This window comes from Methanoregula sp. UBA64 (genome assembly GCF_002502735.1).
Lineage (GTDB): Archaea > Halobacteriota > Methanomicrobia > Methanomicrobiales > Methanospirillaceae > Methanoregula.
This window is the reverse complement of sequence record NZ_DAQC01000007.1, coordinates 94,272-111,272: the sequence shown is the minus strand read 5'-3', so window position 1 is coordinate 111,272 and position 17,001 is coordinate 94,272. Positions and strand designations below refer to the sequence as shown.

Annotated in this window: 17 protein-coding genes; 13 read left to right on the top strand and 4 right to left on the bottom strand. The window is 58.1% G+C overall.

What is annotated here, in order from left to right; translation table 11 throughout:
* Nucleotides 1–390 precede the first annotated feature (390 nt).
* The gene (locus BP758_RS10410) at nucleotides 391–1,545 is read left to right on the top strand and encodes a hypothetical protein (protein WP_292370815.1); all 1,155 of its coding nucleotides are present in this window, start codon (nucleotides 391–393) and stop codon (nucleotides 1,543–1,545) included.
* A 128-nt stretch (nucleotides 1,546–1,673) separates the two neighbouring features.
* Here BP758_RS10410 and gatE read toward each other — a convergent pair whose 3' ends face one another.
* From gatE to BP758_RS10390, 4 genes are read right to left on the bottom strand one after another with little or no spacing between them, the layout of a single operon-like run.
* On the bottom strand, nucleotides 1,674–3,551 hold the full coding sequence (gene gatE / locus BP758_RS10405) for a Glu-tRNA(Gln) amidotransferase subunit GatE (RefSeq protein ID WP_292370814.1): 1,878 nt from the start codon (nucleotides 3,549–3,551) through the stop codon (nucleotides 1,674–1,676).
* A 28-nt stretch (nucleotides 3,552–3,579) separates the two neighbouring features.
* A complete protein-coding gene (gatD, locus tag BP758_RS10400; RefSeq protein WP_292370818.1) occupies nucleotides 3,580–4,818 on the bottom strand; it encodes a Glu-tRNA(Gln) amidotransferase subunit GatD in 1,239 nt (412 codons plus the stop codon).
* Nucleotides 4,815–6,296 carry an argininosuccinate lyase gene (gene argH, locus BP758_RS10395; protein WP_292370813.1) on the bottom strand — a complete coding sequence of 494 codons (1,482 nt, stop codon included), beginning with the start codon at nucleotides 6,294–6,296 and terminating at the stop codon, nucleotides 4,815–4,817. Before argH ends, gatD begins: the two co-directional genes overlap by 4 nt.
* A gap of 44 nt (nucleotides 6,297–6,340) precedes the next feature.
* On the bottom strand, nucleotides 6,341–6,874 hold the full coding sequence (locus tag BP758_RS10390) for a helix-turn-helix domain-containing protein (protein ID WP_292370812.1): 534 nt from the start codon (nucleotides 6,872–6,874) through the stop codon (nucleotides 6,341–6,343).
* A gap of 200 nt (nucleotides 6,875–7,074) precedes the next feature.
* On the opposite strand from BP758_RS10390, the gene BP758_RS10385 reads away from it, so the two are divergent.
* From BP758_RS10385 to sucD, 12 genes are all read left to right on the top strand, one after another.
* Entirely contained in the window at nucleotides 7,075–8,088 is a 1,014-nt protein-coding gene (locus BP758_RS10385; RefSeq protein WP_292370811.1) for an ABC transporter substrate-binding protein, read from the top strand.
* Nucleotides 8,089–8,230: 142 nt separating this feature from the next.
* A complete protein-coding gene (locus tag BP758_RS10380) occupies nucleotides 8,231–9,016 on the top strand; it encodes an ABC transporter permease (protein ID WP_292370810.1) in 786 nt (261 codons plus the stop codon).
* Nucleotides 9,017–9,020: 4 nt separating this feature from the next.
* Nucleotides 9,021–9,782: an ABC transporter ATP-binding protein gene (locus BP758_RS10375; protein ID WP_292370809.1), complete on the top strand. Its 762-nt coding sequence runs from the start codon at nucleotides 9,021–9,023 to the stop codon at nucleotides 9,780–9,782.
* Between the two features lie 124 nt (nucleotides 9,783–9,906).
* Nucleotides 9,907–10,647: a 50S ribosomal protein L16 gene (locus BP758_RS10370; protein ID WP_349680509.1), complete on the top strand. Its 741-nt coding sequence runs from the start codon at nucleotides 9,907–9,909 to the stop codon at nucleotides 10,645–10,647.
* Between the two features lie 122 nt (nucleotides 10,648–10,769).
* Nucleotides 10,770–11,606 carry a fumarate hydratase gene (locus tag BP758_RS10365; protein ID WP_292370808.1) on the top strand — a complete coding sequence of 279 codons (837 nt, stop codon included), beginning with the start codon at nucleotides 10,770–10,772 and terminating at the stop codon, nucleotides 11,604–11,606.
* Nucleotides 11,600–12,172, top strand: coding sequence for a FumA C-terminus/TtdB family hydratase beta subunit (locus tag BP758_RS10360; protein WP_292370807.1), 573 nt, complete (start codon nucleotides 11,600–11,602; stop codon nucleotides 12,170–12,172). The genes BP758_RS10365 and BP758_RS10360 overlap by 7 nt, the downstream gene beginning before the upstream one ends.
* A gap of 42 nt (nucleotides 12,173–12,214) precedes the next feature.
* Nucleotides 12,215–12,487, top strand: coding sequence for a 4Fe-4S dicluster domain-containing protein (locus BP758_RS10355; protein WP_292370806.1), 273 nt, complete (start codon nucleotides 12,215–12,217; stop codon nucleotides 12,485–12,487).
* Nucleotides 12,484–13,587, top strand: a complete 1,104-nt coding sequence (locus BP758_RS10350; protein ID WP_292370805.1) for a 2-oxoacid:acceptor oxidoreductase subunit alpha — start codon at nucleotides 12,484–12,486, stop codon at nucleotides 13,585–13,587. Before BP758_RS10355 ends, BP758_RS10350 begins: the two co-directional genes overlap by 4 nt.
* Nucleotides 13,584–14,387 (top strand): thiamine pyrophosphate-dependent enzyme, encoded by an 804-nt coding sequence (locus BP758_RS10345; protein ID WP_292370804.1) that lies wholly within the window; start codon nucleotides 13,584–13,586, stop codon nucleotides 14,385–14,387. The genes BP758_RS10350 and BP758_RS10345 overlap by 4 nt, the downstream gene beginning before the upstream one ends.
* Nucleotides 14,384–14,920, top strand: a complete 537-nt coding sequence (locus BP758_RS10340) for a 2-oxoacid:acceptor oxidoreductase family protein (protein ID WP_292370803.1) — start codon at nucleotides 14,384–14,386, stop codon at nucleotides 14,918–14,920. The genes BP758_RS10345 and BP758_RS10340 overlap by 4 nt, the downstream gene beginning before the upstream one ends.
* Nucleotides 14,917–16,002, top strand: coding sequence for a succinate--CoA ligase subunit beta (locus BP758_RS10335; RefSeq protein ID WP_292370802.1), 1,086 nt, complete (start codon nucleotides 14,917–14,919; stop codon nucleotides 16,000–16,002). The genes BP758_RS10340 and BP758_RS10335 overlap by 4 nt, the downstream gene beginning before the upstream one ends.
* On the top strand, nucleotides 15,999–16,877 hold the full coding sequence (gene sucD, locus BP758_RS10330) for a succinate--CoA ligase subunit alpha (protein WP_292370801.1): 879 nt from the start codon (nucleotides 15,999–16,001) through the stop codon (nucleotides 16,875–16,877). The genes BP758_RS10335 and sucD overlap by 4 nt, the downstream gene beginning before the upstream one ends.
* The last annotated feature ends 124 nt before the right edge of the window (nucleotides 16,878–17,001 follow it).

Here is a 17,001-nt window from a genome sequence, read left to right as displayed (position 1 = left end):
TTTTTCCGGAATCCTCAGCAACGGGCCTGAGGTTTTTTTGAAAAGCTCAGCAACCGATCCGCGGTTTTTCCGGAATCCTCAGCTGCGGACCTGAGGTTTTTTTGGAAAGCTCAGTTGTGGATGTAGTCATTTTTGGAAAATTTCGGAAAAATCTGGAAAATCCAAATTAGGCAGAATACGATAACGGCACATTAAGGCGGGGGCTGACAGCCCCCACACCCCCACGAGCGATGAACGCCGCCGCCCCCGACGGGGCGCCCCCGCGGCGGAACAAATGGGGATTTAATTTTCCCTCTGTTACAGATCTGCGTTGTTTTAGGAAACTCTGCAAACCATCAAGAGTATGAACACATCAATAAGATTAATATCTGAATTAATAAAGTCCATATAATGAACCATGAATTGAATGTTCGTGGAGATAGTAAAGAGGCTAAACCACAAGATATTTTTTTCAAATCTTTATCGAAGTACTTGAGCGTCGTTATTGTCGGGTTTATAATTTATTTTATTTCATTATATGTCCTTTTTTTCTTTACGGAAAGTAAACAAGTACTCATAGATCTTTTCAATATTTTTGAGAATTCTTCACATCTTTTATGCATTTATTATTTCAAAATTATTTATTTGTTATATCATCCAAATTTTACGGAAATAGCAGTTTTTTTCGGTTTTGTCTTGGCATTTTGCTTTTTAATTTCTTCTATGGAAAAACAGGGTCATATGGTTTTTGAGAGTGAAGATATCAGCGGCAAATATGTTCAACTTGTCCTCTTTATTGTGATGGTTTTTAATTTTGTGTTAATCCTACCATATCTATTTTATTTAATTATAATAGTTCATCGACCAGTAGAAGCGGCCTTGATTTTGATATTGTATGGAATGAGTCTTCTATTTGTTCAAATTTTTAGCAAATACACTAAATTAATGCATAACTATAACCTTTTAGACGAATTTTGCATGGAGTTCCTTAATAAAGCGGCATCTGTGCAAAATGTGCAGAATCAAAACCGGAATTTGATGCAAATTAGAAAAAATGTTTTCCAACAAATTCAAAATTTAAAATCTACGCAACCCCCAAGAGAACTATTAGAAAATGCCCATGAGATCTTTGGCGAAATGAAGAACTCTATCGAAATAGAGAAAAAATCAAACGTTATTTCATCATCTAATGCCCGTAAAGACGTTTTAATTACGTTTATTTGGTTAAAACCTTTCCTTAAAACTGTAATTTTTATTTCGATGTTCCTAATTATTTACGTGTCCTATTGGCTTAATTTTAATCTTTTATCATTAGTTTATATCGAATCGATCTTTATCACTTGGATGTTTATTGTTTTGTCTATAGAGTTCCCAAAAGGACCTGTCAAAGGGCCAAACAATATTTTCCTTAAATCAGGATATATTTTTAATAGAGTTTTCATTATTGAAGAATCTCAAAAGGGGCATATTATGACCCTCCACAAAGGAAATATTGTTAGAAAAATTATGACAGATTCTATAAGTTATATAGAGCCGTCTGATGTGGATATATATCAGAAAGAATAGCGCAGACAAATTATCTAATTTAGGGAGCCTAATTACTCTCCCTGCCCCGCCGTGCCCCGTGAGGGGCCCTGAGGCGGGGAGCCATCGTTAATTCGGATAATCAAAAAAGAGAAAAGGGAGAGGTATACTCACTTCTTCCCCGCAAGCACTATCTCAATCTCCTTCCTCAGCAACTCGCTCACAACCTTCCCGTCCACCGAGCCCCGGACCTCCTGCATGACAACGCCCATGAGCGGCCCGAGTGCGCCTTTCTGCTTCTGGGTGACGAACTCCGCCCGGTCGGTGACGATCTTCTTGATTACCGCTTCGAGCTCGTCGCGGGAGACGGTCGGGGCGAGTGTTGCCATAGCGTCCTTTACCGTGCTGCCCTTTGCAATCGCAGTGAGGAGTTCGGGAACCGCTTCCTTTGCAGCGCTGCCCTTCTCGACTGCTTCGAGCACGGCAATGATCGCATCGTCGGGGATTTTGCCGGCCTCGACGCCGTCGCGCCGCAGCTCCTTTAAGGTTGCAAGGAGGGTGCGGGACGCGAGCGTGGGCTTGATGCCCTTTGCCACGGCCTGCTCGAACAGGGGGCGCTCCTCGGAGAACGCCATCTGCTTTGCCACCGCCGGGTCAAGGCCGAGGTCCTTTGCATACCGCTCCGCCGTAACGGTCAGCAGTTCGGGGACGGTGACCGCGTTCCAGCGTGCCTCGTCGATCCGCACCGGGAGCACATCGGTCTCGGGGTACATCCGTTCTGCGCCGGGCAGGGGCCGCATGTACGCGGTGCTCCCCTCTTCGAGCATCTTTCTCGTCTCTTCCGGCACCGGCTTTTCCGAGAGCGCGACCTTTGCCCGGTCCGCTACCTGGTGCCAGGCGCAGTCCGCCTGCTTTGCGCTTGCGCCCGAGACCAGGATCACGGCGTCCTGTTCGCCGGCACGGACAACCTTGCGAAGCTCTGCAACTTCCTCCGCGGTCACGCCGTACGCGGGGAGCTCGTCGGTGTGGAAGATCCCGCCCACACCGCACTTCTTTGCGTAGTCCGACATCTCGCTCCCGAGCCGGCGGCCGGGCTGGAGCTCGCAGCCCACGAACCCGGCAAAGCCGGGCAGGACGAGCGCGGAGATCTTCTTCGCTTTTTTGAGGATCGCAGACCCGGTCCCCTTGAAGAGATCGGTGACATCGATCTGCTCGGTCCCGACGCTGGCGTTGCGCTTCACCAGTTCTTCGCGGATACTAAGGAGAGTCTGCTGCCGCTGGACTTCCCGGCGGACGACTTCCGCGATGAGGTCGAGTTCCTGCACGCCCTTGATCTCCACCCGGGCGCCGTTTTTGATCGAGATGTTGACGTCCTGCCGGATGGTCCCGAGGCCGCGCTTGACTTTTCCGGTCGAGCGCAGCACCATGCCGATGTACTCGGCGACCTGCTGGACCTCTTCGGGGGTGTGCATGCAGGGCGAGGTCGTAATCTCGACGAGCGGGATCCCGAGCCGGTCGAGCGAGAAGATCTCGTCTTTCACCCTCTGCGCCGCCTCCTCCTCGATACAGATCGTCTCGATGCTCCCGCCGTTCGGGAGCGCCCCGTTGATGGCGACAAGCGCCGTGCGCTGGAACCCGCTCGTGTTCGAGCCGTCGATCACGAGTTTGCGCATCGTGTGGACCTGCGGGATCGGCGTCATGCCAAAGGTCTTTGCAAGGGTCAGGCCGATCGCGAGCGCCTCTTCGTTGAACGGCGCCGGGGGCTCCTCATCGTTCTCGACCAGGCAGGTGGTCCTGTAGGTGTAATACCGGAACTTCCTGATCCGCTTCATCTCTTCCTGTGCGGCCCGGTCGATCTCCCCCATCTCGCTCTCGGTTGCGCGGAGGTAGCGGGAGAACTCGCCCGTGTGCTCGGCGTTATCCATGAGCGTGGTCGGGCAGTGGCAGAAGAGCTTCTCTTTCGTGTCGAGCTGCTGGTGGATCTCGATCCCCGCCGTGAGGCCTAATTCATTATAGGCATTTTTCGGCAGGACAATTTTTCCATCCACTACGGATAAGACCGTGTGCCCTGATTGATTACAATCCATGGCCGCTCCTCCGCATGTTCTCGCCCTTGAGATCGGCGGCCATCATCGCTGCCGCCTTTGCGGGGTCTTTCTCGTTCCCGAGCACCCACATCTGTTTTACAAGCGCCACCTCGGGGAGCATGTCGCCGCCCTCGATCACGCCCGCATTAAGGAGGTCGCGGCCCGTGTCGTACACCCGGTCGCAGACCCGGCCGTTCATGCACTGCGAGGTCATGACCACCTGCGTCCCGCCCGCAATCAGGTTTTTGATCCCGGGGATCAGCGCCGTGCTCACGTGGCCAAGGCCGGTGCCCGAGAGGACAAGGCCCTTGTATCCCTCGTACGCCACAAGAAGCTCCGGGGCCATGCCCGGGTAGAACTGGATAAGGCCGCAGTGCGGTTCGAGCTTGTCGTGCAGGGCGAGCTTGTGCGTGCCCCTTTTGACCGCATCGTCCGAGAGGGTGACCGTGCGGGACGCATAATCGACGGTTCCCACCGGGGGAATGCCGATGCTCTGGAATGCGTCGCGCCGGGAGGTGTGCATCTTCCGCACCCTCGTTCCCCGGTGGATAGCGCAGTAATCGTCGTTGGTGGTCCCGTGCATCACGATAGCCACTTCGCCTAGACTGCTCTCTGCGGCAAGCGCAGCACAGACGCCGTTCATGGCATTGTCGCTCGACGGCCGGTCGGCAGAGCGCTGCGAGCCGACAAAGACCACCGGCACCGGGGTGTCGAGCATGAAACTGACCGCCGCCGCACTGTAGGCCATCGTGTCCGTACCGTGGGTGACGATGACCCCCGTGACGCCGTGCTTAATCTCGTCGTGGATTGCCCGGGCAAGCTCCTGCCAGATGGCAGGCGTCATGTTCTCGGAGAGGATGGTGTAGAGCACTTTCGTGCGGTAGCGCCCGATCTCGGCGAGCGCCGGGATAGCCGTCAGGATATCGTCCGCATCGAACTGGCTCGTGACCGCGCCCGTGCGGTAATCGATCCGGCTTGCAATCGTCCCGCCCGTTGATATAATAGAGAGCTCGGGCAGCTTCGGGTCCTGCCGGACCGGCGCCATGTGCGAAGCCGGTGCAGGGGCCGGGGCCACCAGCGTGCAGCAGCCCTTCTCCACCCCGATATTGTAGCCGCTCGAAAGTTTTACCACGGCCATGCCGTCGCGGTCGGTGATGTACGTCCCGGAGAGGGTCTTTCCCCCGTAGGTGCAGGAGACATGGTCGCCTGACGAGAACGCCTGCGTTATGCTACCAGCCTCCGCGCGTCGGAGAGGAGGTCTTCTTTCGCCTTTGCAATCTTCGCGAGCCTCTCGTCGATAAACGCCGAATCGGTGTCGAGCAGTTTCTTGCGGTCGGCAATCGCGATCTTCGTTGCAAACGGCGCCGGGCCCCCGGTTGCCTTCCTGACCTCGACCGAGTGCACCACATCGAGGGCCTTATCGATCTGATCCTGCGTGAGCCCTTTTCCCGCAAGCGAGATCCCGAGGTCGAGCTCCTTTGCCGAGGCTTCGAGGGTCTCTAAGGAAAGGCTTCCCTTCGAGACGGCACGGCCGACAATGTTGTGCGCGGTGCGGAAGGGCAGGCCGTAGTCGCGGACGAGCGTGTCGGCGAGTTCAGTTGCGGTAGAGTTGCCCTTTCCTGCTTCCTCCTTCATGTGTTCCGTCTCGAACGTTGCGCTCGAAAGCATGTCGATGAGGAGACGGAGGCTCTCTTTTGCGTCCTGCATCCCCCGCCAGATATTCGGGGTGAGCTCCTGGAGGTCGCGGTTGTAGCTCATGGGAAGGCCCTTGACCGTCATGAGCGCTCCCGTGTAGGCCCCAAAGACCGAGCCGGTCTTTGCCCGCATGATCTCGGCGGTGTCCGGGTTCTTCTTCTGGGGCATGATGGAGGAGGTGGAGCAGAACGCATCGTCGAGGGTAACGAACTTCACAAACGAGGTACTCCAGATGACGAGCTCCTCGCAGAGCCGGCTCACGTTGGCCATTAATATCGAGAGGTCGGCGAGGGTCTCAAGGGCAAAGTCCCGCGTTGCGACCGCGTCCATGGTATTGACGACAAGGCCGTCGAAGGCGAGTATCTTGGCGGTATATTCCCGGTCAATGGGGTAGCCGGTGGATGCGAATGCGGCCGCCCCGAGCGGGCAGATGTTCACCCTCGCATACGCGTCGCGGAGCCGGTCGAAGTCGCGGGAGAACTGCTGCTCGTAGGCAAGGAGGTGGTGGGCGAGGGTGGTCGGCTGGGCGTGCTGCATGTGGGTAAACCCGGGCATCACGGACTCGCGGTGCTGCTCGGCAATCGCGATGAGGACCTCGCGGACTTTTAAGAGCGCCGCCATCTGCTTGAGCAGGTCGTCGCGGAGCTTGAGCCGGATACAGGTGGCGACCTCGTCGTTCCTGGACCGGCCCATGTGCATCCGGCCGCCGACATCGGCACCTACCGCTTCGATCATGAGCGATTCGATTCCCGCGTGCACGTCCTCGAACCGGTCGTCGAAGGCCTCCTCGGGGATCCCTTCGCTGTTGAGCTCAAGGAGCGCCGGCAGGAGCTGCTTTGCCGTATCGGTGCCGATGATCTTCTGGCGTTCGAGCATCAGCACGTGGGCGATATCCACCAGCACGTCAGAATCCGCAATATACCGGTCGGAACGCATGGAGGAGAGGAATTTCATCATCTCCCCCGTCCGCTCGCCCGACAGGCGTCCGAGTCGTACTACATCGGTCCGCATCCGTTTCTCCTCACTATATAGTACAACGTGTGTGCGCGGATCGATTAAATCCACGCCTTCCGGGCCGCAAGTTCTATTGCCCGCTGGACCGATTCCCGGGGGACAATCGTCGCCACGGGCACATGGACGAGCTGCTCGATGATGCTTGAGACGATGGGGGCGCAGACAATTGCAATCGCCCCTTCCCGCTCGGCCCGGACCGCCCCGACAATCGCGTCCTCCATGGTATGGACCGGGTATTCCCGGACCCGCATCCGGTGGCCGTCCACATCGGCAAGGCGCTCCTCCACGCTTTCGAGCACCGGCCGGGCTGCGATCAGGCCGATGAAGTGCTCGTCGCCCACGCGGTAGAACTGGCGCAGGGCCCGGACGATATCCCGCAGGGTCGAGAGATTGGGGGAGCGTTCATTATGCAGGATCTTATAGAGCGAACTCTGGGCGATCCCGCTCTTTTCCGCAAGGTCGCGGACGCTGATGCGCAGGTCGTTTTTCATGAGATCGTTTAGGGTTGCGACAAACTCCTCGTCCGAGGAGAGGGCCGCGCGCATGAGCCGGTCGATCGGGTCCACGTGTGTCATGACAATAGTACAATTGGAGAATCCAGAAGTAAAAATGTTCTTTTGTGTCCAAACCCGGAGGCACTTCGGCCCCAAAAAATGGACAATACAGGCCAATACATTATCGTATTGGGATAATTTTTTGGATTTTAAACCCCAAAAGGAGAGAAAAACTGCCTGAATAATACCCTTTTTTATGATAGCGCGGGTAACCCGTGGGTATGAAGTTTCCAAAGATCGGGGCAGCCGCACTTCTCGCGCTCGCCCTCGTGCTCGTTATTGTTGCCGCCGGCTGCACGCAGCAGTCCGGCACCGCGGGGTCCCCGGGGACTGCCGCACCGGTAAAGGATATCCGGATCGGGTACCAGCCCAGCACCCACCAGATGGCTGAGATCACCGCCATGAACAAGGGCTGGTATGCACAGGATCTCGCCCAGTACGGCGTCACGAACGTCACCGACACGGTCTTCCCGACCGGCGCACCTGAAATGCAGGCCATGCTCGCCAACCAGATCGATGTCGCCTATGTCGGCGCAGCACCGGTCCTCTCGGCCATCAGTACCGGCCTTGACGCAAAGATCGTTGCCGGTGTCAACACCCAGGGGTCCGACCTTGTCATCAGAAACGGCCTCACCTACTCCGGCCCCCAGAGCCTCAAGGGCCTGACCATCGCGACCTTCCCGGCAGGGACTATCCAGGATACGGTCCTACGCAACTGGCTCTCAAAGAATAACCTTACGCCCGGAACCGATGTCACGATCAAGGGAATGTCCTCCGCGGGAGATGCGGCAACCGCACTTACCGCAGGAAAAGTCGATGCAGTCTTCCTGCCGACACCCAACCCGAGCGTGATCGTGAACCAGGGCGCAGGAAAGATCGTGGTCCACTCCGGTGAGATGTACCCCAACCACACCTGCTGTGTCCTTGTCGTGAGCGGCAAGCTGATCCGGGAGCACCCCGAGATCGTAAAACAGATCATCCAGACCAACAACAAGGCGGTTGCCTGGAACGAGGCAAACCTTAACGAAGCCGCAGCAATCTACGCGAACAAGACCGGCGCAAAACTCACCGATGTGCAGGCATCCTTACAGGAGTGGGACGGCAACTGGGCATCGGACCCGAACATCATCGTCCAGCCGGTCCTCGATTACGCAGCATTCCAGTACCAGAACGGGTATATCAAGAAGAACCTGACAGAGGCCGACCTCTTTGACCTGACCCTGTACCAGAAGTAATGACAAAGGGACCGGCCTCTGTCGCCGGTACCAACACTTATTTTTAGCAGCTCCCCTCAATTCTACAGAGCCAGTTTAAGGCCGGGCGCCACTCACAGGCAGGCCGGTTATTACTTATATATTCCACAAAGGAAGTACGGCGATGGTTACGGAAAACGGGAAAAATAATTACCGGTGGCTGGGACTGTGTGCCCTGCTGCTGGTCCTTATCGTATGGGAGATTGCGGCCGTCATTATCGTCGCCAACCCGTTTATCCTGCCCTCTCCTCCGGATGTCTTCCTTGCATTTATCGGCCTGATTGAAAAAGGCAGGCTGCTTTTGGACTTTGAAGTGAGTATGGAGCACTTCATCATCGGTATCGGGGCTGCGCTTGTCGTGGGAATTCCCATCGGCATTGCCATGGGCTGGAGCCGGAAGTTCGATGCTTTTCTCGACCCGGTCGTCGAACTCCTCCGCCCGATCCCTCCCTTAGCCTGGATCCCGTTTGCGATCATCTGGTTTGGCCTGACTGCATCGTCGGCGGGATTTGTTATCTTTATCGGGGCGGTCTTTCCCATTGTCATCAACACCTACAGCGGGTTTCGGAGCGTCCCGAAAATTTACGTCGAGGCCGGCCGGATGCTCGGGTGTACAAAAAACCTGTCGCTCATCCGGCACGTTGCGTTTCCCGCAGCCCTGCCCTCGATTGCGTCAGGGATCCGCATTGCAACGGGCGTGGGGTGGATGTGCCTTGTCGCGGCAGAGCTCTTCGGGGTCTCCAACAACGGCCTCGGCATGGCGCTCTGGTTCTACTACGACCTGCACCAGATGGACAGCGTGGTAGTGTATATGTTACTGCTCGGTTTCATCGGCCTTGTGATCGATATGGGATTCCGGCATTACATGAACCGGCATTTCCTGCGCTGGCAGGTAAAGGAGGTGGCCTGACACCATGGGACACCTGGTCATCAAAGACTTAACACAGGCCTTCAGAAAAGACGACAATACCGAACTGACGGCACTCGACCATGTCAGCCTTGAAGTAAAGGACAAGGAGTTTGTCTGTATTCTCGGGCCGTCCGGCTGCGGAAAGACTACGCTTTTACGCCTTATTGCCGGTCTCGACACCCCCGAGGGCGGATCCATTGTCCTCGACGGAGAAGAGATGAAGGGCCCGAACCCGAAGATCGGGTTTGTCTTCCAGGAATACTCGCTCTTCCCGTGGAGGAGCGTGCTCGACAACATCGCGTTCGGCCTTGAAATGAAAGGCGTGCCAAGGGAGGAGCGGTACCGGATTGCAGAACAGTACCTGAGCCTTGTCAACCTGAGCGCGTTCAAGACCAGTTACCCGGCGGAACTCTCCGGCGGGATGCGCCAGCGGGTGGCGGTAGCCCGGGCACTCGCACTCGACCCGGTGCTCCTGTTAATGGACGAACCGTTCGGGGCGCTCGACGCGCAGACAAGAAACATGCTCCAGACCGAGCTTTTGGGGATCTGGGAGAAGACCAAAAAAACCATCATCTTCATCACCCACAGCGTGGACGAGGCGGTCTACCTCTCCGACCGTATCATTGTCCTCTCGCCCCGCCCGGGAAAGGTATGCAGGACGGTCTCCATCGAACTCCCCCGGCCCCGGGACCGCACGAACCCGGAATTCGCAGAGCTCAGGCGCGATATCCTTGACCAGATCAGCAGGAACTGCGCAGTCCAGTAAGGTTTAATACGCGCCATCCCTATTTTATAGAAGCAGTTTGTGAAGTGTGCCGGCACGATGGCAGCAAGTATCCCTGCCAGTTCCGTGCCTGCGTTTACTATTCATACACTAGGAGTAGGACTCGATGGTAAGAAAACCGGGAAAGATGTACAGGAACCTTGCAAAGAAAGCCTATACGCGGCGCGAATATATGGGCGGGGTTCCCGGCAATAAGATCGTACAGTTCGAGATGGGAAACCTCTCGCAGGAGTTCCCGACCGAAGTTGACCTGATCGTCGAAGAGACCTGCCAGATCCGGCACAGCGCCCTTGAGGCATCCCGTATCTCCATCAACAGGAAACTCTTAAAGGATGTAGGCAGGACGAACTTCCACTTCAAGGTCAGGGTCTTCCCGCACCACGTGCTCCGCGAGAACAAGCAGGCAACCGGCGCAGGTGCAGACCGTGTGTCGGAAGGCATGCGCCTTGCATTCGGCAAGGCTGTCGGCACGGCAGCCCGTGTCGAGGCCGGCCAGGTCATCTTCACGGTCTTTTCCACGGCCCAGTACCTGGATAAGATCAAGGCGGCAATGAGAAACGGCGCACACAAGCTCCCGAGCCCGTCGCACTTAAAGGTTCACACCATCAAGGTCAGCGGCAGGATCGTTGCGGCACCGAAGATCGCCGGCGATAAGATCGCAGCACCGGTCAAGGTCGAAGCCGAGACGGAAGCAGCAGCGGCAGAACCGGCAAAGGGAGCCGAGGCGGCAAAGGGTGCTGACCACAAGGGTGGAAAAGGCCCCGCAAAGGCTGAACCGGCAAAGGCCGAGGCAGCAAAGGGCGCAGATGCAAAAGGTGCCGACCACAAAAAGGGCGGCAAGAAGTAATTTTTTTTACCGATTATTTTTTGAGCTTTTTTGGAACTGTTGTTTATGACAGACCGCGAGGTCCGGATCACCGGCCCGCAAAAGCCCTCTCCTTTATAACCCGCGCCTCCCAGTATAATTGAATGCAAACGCCGGAACACTCCCCCCTTTTCGATGCGCTTGCCACAGCCACGTCCGCGGCATACCGGAGCGCAGTGATCCGCCTCCCGCCGGATGTGCTCGCGGTTATCAAACGGGCTGCCGCTCAAGAGACCGATGAGGTGGCTAAGGGAGAGTTTGCCAATATCCTCGCAAATATCAAAACCGCGGAACGGCTCGGGGTGCCGATGTGCCAGGACACGGGAGTGCCGGTCGTCTATCTCACGATCCCAAAAGAGGTCCCGCTTACGCAGGAACTCTACGATGCCGTTGCCGAAGGCGTCCGCCGGGCAACGGAGGCTATCCCGCTCCGGCCAAACGTGGTCGACCCGCTCACCCGACATAACTCCGGAGATAATAGCGGATCCGGGATGCCTGTCATACATGTGCGGCCCGGGGAGCGGCTGACCGTCACGGTGCTGCCCAAAGGGGCCGGGGCGGAGAATGTGTCGAGGATTGTGATGCTCCTCCCGTCCCAGAAAGAGAAGATCCCGGAGGTGGTCACCGGGACGATGCTTATCGCCGGGGGCCGGCCCTGCCCGCCGGTCATCCTCGGGGTAGGGATCGGCGGGACCTTCGATCTCGCGGCTGCGCTTGCAAAAGAGGCGCTCTTATATCCGGTCGATACCATGACGGCGTTCGAGCAGCAGCTCTGCGATGCGGTAAACCGGCTCGGGATCGGCCCGATGGGCCTTGGCGGGAGGACGACGGCGCTTGCGGTCAAGGTCAGGACCTCGTCCTGCCACACCGCATCGCTTCCCGTAGCAGTCAATGTCCAGTGCTGGGCGAACCGGCACGCAACCGTGGAGGTGAAATGGTGACAAAAGAGGCCGTGCACCTGCACACTCCCCTCGGCGACGAAGTCCTTGCCCTCCGGGCCGGGGACCATGTCGAGCTCTCGGGGGTAGTCTATACGGCGCGGGACGAGGCGCACCTGCGCATGCAACAAGACGGCATCCCGTTCGATCCAAAAGGTGCCGTAATCTACCACTGCGGGCCGGTCGTCAGGGAAAAGACCATTATCGCTGCCGGGCCGACAACATCGGCACGGATGAATTCCCTCTCGGGGTTCCTGTTTGCAAAGGGCGTGCGGGCGCTGATCGGGAAAGGCGGCATGGGCCCGGCAGTCCGGGAGCAGCTCAAAGGGAGGGGCGTGTACTTTGCCTTTACCGGCGGTTGCGCGGCCCTTGCAGCTTCCCACATGAAACTTGTCGGGGAGTACTTCCCGGATCTCGGCATGGCCGAAGCCGTCTGGGCAATCGAGCTCGACCGGCTGCCGCTCGTTGTGGGGATCGATTCCGCGGGAAACGATCTCTTCTCTGAGGTAGAGAACCGGGCGCGGGCCGCCGCCGGTGCAGGCCCTGCGGAAAAATGCACGGACAAATAGGTTTTTTTCGCCTCAACGGCTACATACATAGGATATCATCACATGAAGCTTGCCATCGACGAGACCCGGTGCAAGGGCTGCAACCTCTGTACCCAGGTCTGCCCCTACCGGATCTTCAAGGAGGGCAAACGCCCCAACCGGCGGGGAATCGTGGTACCGGAACTCGACCGGCCCGAGCGCTGCACCAACTGCCGGCTCCGGCACCTCTACGGGAGGCAGCTCTGCGGGGTCTGCCAGCTCACCTGCCCGGACCAGGCGATCCACTGGGTTGAAGAGGAGCCCTACGAACCCCACAAGGTGGCGATTGAATATTGACGCGGACGGAATTCTGGCAGGGTAATATCGCCTCGGCGGAAGGGGCCCTTGCGGCAGGCTGCCGGTTCTTCGGGGGATACCCTATCACCCCTTCGACAGAGATTGCCGAGCACATGGCGGCAAAGCTCCCGAAAAAAGGCGGGGTCTTTATCCAGATGGAGGACGAGCTCGCGAGCATCGCCTCTGTTATCGGGGCTTCATGGACCGGCGCCCGGGCAATGACTGCCACGAGCGGGCCGGGCTTTTCCCTCATGATGGAAAATATCGGGTACGCAGCGATGACCGAGACCCCCTGCGTGGTAGTAAACGTCCAGCGGGGCGGGCCCTCGACCGGGCAGCCCACCATGGCGGCACAGGGCGACATGATGCAGTGCCGGTTCGGGTCGCACGGCGATTATGCGGTAATCGCCCTCTCCCCGGCAAGCGTACAGGAGATGTACGACCTTACGGCAAAGGCGTTCAACCTCGCAGACGAATACCGCGTACCGGTCTTTTTGATGGCCGACGAAGTGATCGGGCACATGAGGGAACGCATTATCATCCCCGATTCCGTTGCGCATACCGAAAGGCCGGCCTTTGTTCCGGGGACGCCGCCGTTCAGACCGGATGAGAAGACCCTCATCCCGGGATTTCCCCGGTTCGGGAACGGGTACGGCACCCACGTCACCGGCCTCACCCATGACGAGAGGGGCTTTCCCAGCGCCACGAACCCCGGCCTGCATGCAGCACTCGTAAAGCGCCTGGTGGACAAGATCGAACTGGCGTCAGAGAAACTCGCGGACTTCGATGTGGTCGACCCCGATGCAGAACAGGTCTTTATTGCCTACGGTTCCCCGGTCCGCACTGTCCAGCAGGTGCTCCACGATCACCCCCGGGATTCGATCGGGTTTTTGCGGATCCGCACGGTCTGGCCGTTCCCGGTCCATGCGCTCTCGATCTTTACAAACGCACAGAGGTTCATCGTCCCCGAACTCAACCTCGGCCAGATTGCCCGGGAGATCGAGAGGCACGCGAAGGTGCCGGTTCTCTCCGTCCCGAAACTGGGCGGGGAACTCCACACGCCAAAAGAACTCTGGAAGATCCTGGAGGCAGGCGCATGAGCTTCAACGAGTGGCTCCGGCAGGACCGGCTCCCCCACATCTACTGCGCCGGCTGCGGGAATGGCACAATCATCAACTGCACGCTCGCTGCCGTTGATTCGATGGGCTGGAAGAAGGAGGAGACTGTCTTTGTCTCGGGGATCGGGTGTTCTTCACGGGCGCCGGGCTACATTGTTACCGATTCGCTCCACACAACCCACGGGCGGGCGCTTGCTTTTGCAACCGGGGTCAAGATGGCGCGGCCGGACCTCCACGTGGTCGTCTTTACCGGCGATGGCGACCTTGCGGCAATCGGCGGGAACCATTTCATCCACGCCTGCCGGAGAAACATCGATATCACAGTCGTCTGCATGAACAACCAGATCTACGGGATGACCGGCGGGCAGGGGAGCCCGACCACCCCCCGGGGCTGCCTCTCGACCACGACACCCTATGGGTGTGCCGAGCCGGCATTCGATCTCTGTGAACTGGCAATAGCCGCCGGGGCAAACTACGTTGCCCGGTGGAGCTCGTACCATGTCAAGGAACTCGAACGGGCGGTAAAGACCGGCCTTGAAACCCCGGGGCTCTCGTTTATCGAGGCGCTCGTCCAGTGCCCGACAAACTTCGGGCGCCGGAACAAGTTCAAGAAGGTCTCCGACCAGATCGAGTACATCAAAGCCCATTCCCTCTTGAAGGCAAAACGGGACCGGATGCTCGAACAGGGCGAGGCAGTTCCCGAGGACATGTACGTGATCGGGGAGCTTATGAAACGCAGCCGGCCCGCAATGGGCATCCCAAAAAAGGAGGCCGCACCATGAGGCGCGAGGTCAGGTTCTCCGGGTTTGGCGGGCAGGGGATCATCCTTTCCGCAGTTATTCTCGGCCGGGCGGCCGTGATGTACGACCACAAGTTCGCCGTCCAGACGCAGGTATACGGGCCCGAGGCCCGGGGCGGGGCATCGATGAGCGCCGTGATCATCGACGACGACGAGATCCTGTACCCCAAGGTGGCTGACCCCGACGTATTTGTGATCATGTCGCAGGAAGGATTCGAGAAGTACGGCTCTGCGGCCCGGAAGGAGGCAGTAATGATCCTCGATTCCACGCTTGTCCATTCCCGGCCCGGCTGCACGTACCACGAGGTCCCGGCAACCGCCGAGGCAAAGTCCGTGCTCGGGCGGGACATCGTGGCAAACATCGTGATGCTCGGGGCCCTTGTCGGGTATACCCGGGTAGTGAGCGAAGATGCGCTCAAAAAAGCCATCCTCGATTCCGTTCCGAAAGGTACCGAATCGCTCAACACGAAAGCCATGGAACTCGGGATCGCCCATGCAGGAGGAAAGAAGGCATGAAACTACTGGAGTACGAGGCAAAGCAGCTCTTTAGCGAAGAAGGAATCAGGGTGCCAAAGGGCATCCTGGTAAGCAAGCACGAGGAGATCCTCCTCCACATGGACGCAATGCCGGCAAAGGTTGCGGTAAAAGCCCAGGTGGATGTCGGCGGCAGGGGAAAGGCCGGCGGCGTTCTGATGGCCGACAAAGATACCGTCATCGAGACGGCACGCAAACTCTTCAATACGACCATCAAGGGCGTCCCGGTGCAAAGGATCCTGATCGAAGAGCGTCTCGCCATCCAGCACGAGTATTTCGTGAGCATTACGATCGACCGGGCAAAGAAACAGCCCGTGATCCTCTTTGCAGAGACCGGCGGCGTGGACATCGAGCAGACGGCAAAGAGTTCGAAAGACGCAATCCGGTCGGTCAGTTTCTGCCCGATCCTGCCCGACGTGCCGGGGTTCCTCCTGCGCGAGCTCTGCGGGAATGCGCCGGCCGATATCCAGAAGGCGGTCAACCGGCTCTACCATGTCTTCTGCAAGAAAGATGCCCTGCTTGCCGAGATCAACCCGCTCGTCACCACACCGGACGGCGTGTACGCAGCAGACGCGAAACTGATTGTGGACGACAACAGTCTTGCCCGGCAGGGGATTGCGATCAACCGCGACCTCTCCGAGCGCGAGCGGGAAGCAGAGAAACACGGCTTCTCGTTTGTGGAGCTGGACGGCAGCATCGGCGTCATCGGGAACGGTGCGGGCCTTACGATGTCCACGCTCGACCTCATCGGGTATTATGGTGGCAAGGCTGCGGACTTCCTCGATGTCGGGGGCGGTGCGGACAGCGAGCGCGTGATGCACGCGGTGCGCCTTGTCGCAAGCGTGCCAACGGTAAAAGTCATCGTGGTGAACCTGCTCGGCGGGATCACCCGGTGCGACGAGGTTGCCCGGGGTATCATCGCGTCCGGTGTTTCCGTACCGGTTATTGTGCGGATCGCAGGGACCAATGCAGAAGAGGGGCGAAAGCTCCTCTCGGAGAAGGGCTACGAGATGCTCGACACCATGGATCTTGTGGTAAAAAAGGCCGTGGAGGTGGCACCATGATCTACGGGGACAAGAAGACCGGCATCATCGTAACCGGCGCAACCGGCCGGCAGGGCGAGTACCATATCAACCTCATGAACGAGTACGCCCGACAGGTAGGCGGGAAAGGAGTTGTCGCCGGGGTCACGCCAAAGAAAGGCGGCCAGACCGTCCACGGGGTCCCGGTGTACAACACGGTAAAAGAGGCGCTGCGCGAGCAGGATGCAACCACCGGCGTAGTCTTTGTGCCGGGCGGTGCGGCGGCTGACTCCATCATGGAAGCGGCAGATGCCGGCCTCGAACTGGTGGTCGCGATCACCGAGCATGTCCCGGTGCACGACACGATGAAGGCCATTGCCTATGCAAAGATGCAGGGCTGCGCCGTGATCGGCCCCAACTGCCCGGGCCTCCTTTCGCCCGGGGAAGTAAAGATGGGGATCATGCCGGCAGGGCTCTTTTCGCGCGGCCACGTGGGGGTCATCTCCCGGAGCGGGACGCTCACGTACGAGGTCGTGGACGAGCTCACCCGGGCCGGTATCGGCCAGAGCACGGTGGTCGGGATCGGCGGCGACCCGGTGATCGGCCAGACCTTTGAGGATGTGCTCGCCCGGTTCGCGGACGATCCGGAGACCAAGGCGGTTGTCCTCATTGGCGAAGTGGGCGGGAACCTCGAAGCGGAAGGCGCACAGAACACCGATGTGCCGCTCGTTGCCTACATTGCCGGCGTCTCGGCACCGCCGGATAAACGGATGGGCCATGCCGGGGCTATTGTGGAAGGCGGGGAGAGCGATGCGAAGTCGAAGATCGCCCGGCTTAAGAAGATGGATATCCCGGTTGCTTCACGGCCCTCGGAGATACCGGACCTGGTCAGGGATCTTTTCCGGTGCCACTGTTAAGGACTCCCACGAGGATCATTTTTTATCAATCCCAATCCTGCCCTTTTTTACATCTGATCGGGGATCGGATCAATATCGCGTGATTTATGAACCGGTATTTATGAAATAATCAGAGAGATAGTCA

Excerpts from the sequence above, each read along its gene's own strand:
- BP758_RS10355 (WP_292370806.1), top strand. The coding sequence starts at position 12,215 with ATGAAGCTTGCCATCGACGAGACCCGGTGCAAGGGCTGCAACCTCTGT.
- BP758_RS10380 (WP_292370810.1), top strand. The coding sequence starts at position 8,231 with ATGGTTACGGAAAACGGGAAAAATAATTACCGGTGGCTGGGACTGTGT.
- BP758_RS10375 (WP_292370809.1), top strand. The coding sequence starts at position 9,021 with ATGGGACACCTGGTCATCAAAGACTTAACACAGGCCTTCAGAAAAGAC.
- BP758_RS10360 (WP_292370807.1), top strand. The coding sequence starts at position 11,600 with ATGGTGACAAAAGAGGCCGTGCACCTGCACACTCCCCTCGGCGACGAA.
- sucD (WP_292370801.1), top strand. The coding sequence starts at position 15,999 with ATGATCTACGGGGACAAGAAGACCGGCATCATCGTAACCGGCGCAACC.
- BP758_RS10385 (WP_292370811.1), top strand. The coding sequence starts at position 7,075 with ATGAAGTTTCCAAAGATCGGGGCAGCCGCACTTCTCGCGCTCGCCCTC.
- BP758_RS10340 (WP_292370803.1), top strand. The coding sequence starts at position 14,384 with ATGAGGCGCGAGGTCAGGTTCTCCGGGTTTGGCGGGCAGGGGATCATC.
- BP758_RS10390 (WP_292370812.1), bottom strand. The coding sequence starts at position 6,874 with ATGACACACGTGGACCCGATCGACCGGCTCATGCGCGCGGCCCTCTCC.
- BP758_RS10365 (WP_292370808.1), top strand. The coding sequence starts at position 10,770 with ATGCAAACGCCGGAACACTCCCCCCTTTTCGATGCGCTTGCCACAGCC.
- BP758_RS10370 (WP_349680509.1), top strand. The coding sequence starts at position 9,907 with ATGGTAAGAAAACCGGGAAAGATGTACAGGAACCTTGCAAAGAAAGCC.
- BP758_RS10410 (WP_292370815.1), top strand. The coding sequence starts at position 391 with ATGAACCATGAATTGAATGTTCGTGGAGATAGTAAAGAGGCTAAACCA.
- argH (WP_292370813.1), bottom strand. The coding sequence starts at position 6,296 with ATGCGGACCGATGTAGTACGACTCGGACGCCTGTCGGGCGAGCGGACG.
- BP758_RS10335 (WP_292370802.1), top strand. The coding sequence starts at position 14,917 with ATGAAACTACTGGAGTACGAGGCAAAGCAGCTCTTTAGCGAAGAAGGA.
- BP758_RS10345 (WP_292370804.1), top strand. The coding sequence starts at position 13,584 with ATGAGCTTCAACGAGTGGCTCCGGCAGGACCGGCTCCCCCACATCTAC.